The sequence below is a fragment of the uncultured Amnibacterium sp. genome, assembly GCF_964244015.1.
In the GTDB taxonomy this organism is placed as follows: Bacteria; Actinomycetota; Actinomycetes; order Actinomycetales; family Microbacteriaceae; genus Amnibacterium.
Genome location: NZ_CAXTHO010000218.1, coordinates 1 through 2,066, shown reverse-complemented (window position 1 = coordinate 2,066; position 2,066 = coordinate 1). Strand labels below are relative to the sequence as shown.

1 protein-coding gene and 2 pseudogenes are annotated in these 2,066 nt (G+C 74.1%); 2 read left to right on the top strand and 1 reads right to left on the bottom strand.

Annotated features, from left to right (window positions below; all coding sequences use genetic code 11):
* Positions 1-1,027: pseudogene (locus ACFE67_RS15005) on the top strand (phenylalanine--tRNA ligase subunit beta); the annotation flags it as partial.
* 72 nt (positions 1,028-1,099) lie between these two features.
* Here the strand turns inward: ACFE67_RS15005 and ACFE67_RS15000 are convergent.
* Entirely contained in the window at positions 1,100-1,576 is a 477-nt protein-coding gene (locus ACFE67_RS15000) for a GNAT family N-acetyltransferase (protein ID WP_375407669.1), read from the bottom strand.
* A gap of 63 nt (positions 1,577-1,639) precedes the next feature.
* On the opposite strand from ACFE67_RS15000, the pseudogene ACFE67_RS14995 reads away from it, so the two are divergent.
* Positions 1,640-2,066, top strand: a pseudogene (locus ACFE67_RS14995) (N-acetyl-gamma-glutamyl-phosphate reductase); the annotation flags it as partial.

Below are 2,066 nucleotides of genomic sequence, written 5' to 3'. Positions count from 1 at the left end.
GCTGCCGGTCGCCCCTCCCGGGCGCGGGCTCACCCGCTCGCAACGGCTGCGCCGTTCGATCGGCACCGTGCTCGCCGCCTCGGGTGGGTTCGAGGTGCAGTCCTACCCGCTCGTGTCCTCCATGCAGCAGGAGGCATATGCGGCCGGACCGTCGATGCGGGTCGCGAACCCGCTCGACGCCTCCGCGCCGCTGCTGCGCCGATCGCTGCTACCAGGGCTGCTCGACGCGGTCAGACGCAACCGCGCGCGCGGCACGACCGATCTCGCGCTGTTCGAGCTCGGTCTCGTGTTCCGACCCGCCGAGGGAGGCTCCTACGGCACCGCCGAGCTGCCGCCGATCGGCGCGCGGCCGGCCCCCGACCTGCTCTCCCGGCTCGCGGGCGACCTTCCTCCGCAGCCCACGCACGTCGCCGTCGTGCTGACCGGCGACCGGCTGCCGAAGGGGCCGGGTCAGCCGGCCGAGCCCGTCGACTGGCGCGACGCGGTCGACGCCGCCCTGAGGATCGGTGCAGCCGTCGGGGTCCCCGTGCGCATCCGGCAGGAGGGCGGCGCAGCCGGGTTCCACCCCACGCGGTCAGCCGAGGTGATGGTCGGCGACGCCGTCGAGACCGCGGTCGGGGTCGTGGGCGAGCTGCTGCCCGGCTCGGTGGACGACGTGCCCGGCCGGGTCGCCGCGGTCGAGATCGACGTGGACGCGCTCATCGCGGCCGTGCCGGCGGCGGTCGCCTTCGCGCCGATCTCCTCGATGCCCGCCGCGACGCAGGACGTCTCCCTCGTCGCTCCGGACCAGGTGCCCGCAGGCGACGTGCGCGACGCGCTGATCTCCGGAGCGGGCCCGCTGCTCGAGACGATCGAGCTGGTCGACGACTACCGGGGCGCCGGGCTGCCGGAGGGGACGAAGTCGCTGACCTTCGCGCTCCGCTTCCGCGCACCCGACCGCACCCTCACCGCGGCGGAGGCGACCGCGGCGAAGGAAGCGGGCGTCGCCGTGGCGGCCGAGCGCACAGGCGCCCACCTCCGCGAGTAGTGGTGTTCACGGATCAGGGGATTCGGTGGCGCTCCGCGCCTACCGAATCCCCTGATCCGTGAACACCACACCTCACCCCTCCGGCGGCTCCGGGTTGCTGCGGTCGAGCAGCGTCGCGCCGGTGCGGAAGCCGGCGGCCTCGTACAGCTCGATCGCCGGCGTGCTCGCGTGGACGGTCAGGCGCGCCACGCCGCGCCGGTCCGCCTCCGCGCAGAGCGCTTCGACCAGCGCCAGGCCGATGCCGTGGCCGCGCTTGCCGGGCGTCACGTAGACGCTCTGCAGATCGCCCGTCTTCCTCCGCCGGTCGCCGAAGTCGGGTACCCGCTCGAACACGACCAACCACCCCATCCCGACGAGCACGTCGCCCATGACGGCGACCCGGCACAGCATGCGGTCGCCCATCCGGTCCATCCACGCCGACAGCTCGTCGGCGTACGCCCACTCGGCGCCCTTGCCCGGTCGTGGGTCGAGCCCGGCCCAGTCGATCTTGAGCTGGGCCAGCCGGCGCAGCTCGTCCGAGCGGGGCGCACGGATCTCGAACGGCTTCATGCGCACAGCCTCCACCTCCGGCGCCAGGAGAGGGGCGCATCTCGGGGTCGGTACGCTTCCGGAGTGGGAATCCGGGTCGCCGTCGCGGGTGCGAGCGGCTACGCCGGCGGCGAGCTGCTGCGCCTGATCGCGCAGCATCCCGATCTCGAGGTCGTCACGGTCACCGGGAACACGAGTGCCGGCCGCCGCATCGGCGAGGTGCAGCCGCACCTCGTGACGCACGCGGATCTCGTCATTCAGGAGACGACGCCGGAGGTGCTGGCGGGCCACGACGTGGTGTTCCTCGCGCTCCCGCACGGCCGGTCGGGTGCGCTCGGCGCTCAGCTGCCCGACGACGTGCTCGTGATCGACGCGGGCGCCGACCACCGGCTCACGAGCGAGGACGACTGGCGCGCGTTCTATCCAGGCGACTGGCATGGCGCGTGGACGTACGGCGTCCCCGAGCTGCCGACCGCCGCAGGCACGCTGCGGACGGACCTCGCCGCGGCGA

What these genes read in the sequence shown, in the direction of transcription:
- ACFE67_RS15000 (WP_375407669.1), bottom strand. Translation starts at nt 1,576, where the DNA reads ATGAAGCCGTTCGAGATCCGTGCGCCCCGCTCGGACGAGCTGCGCCGG.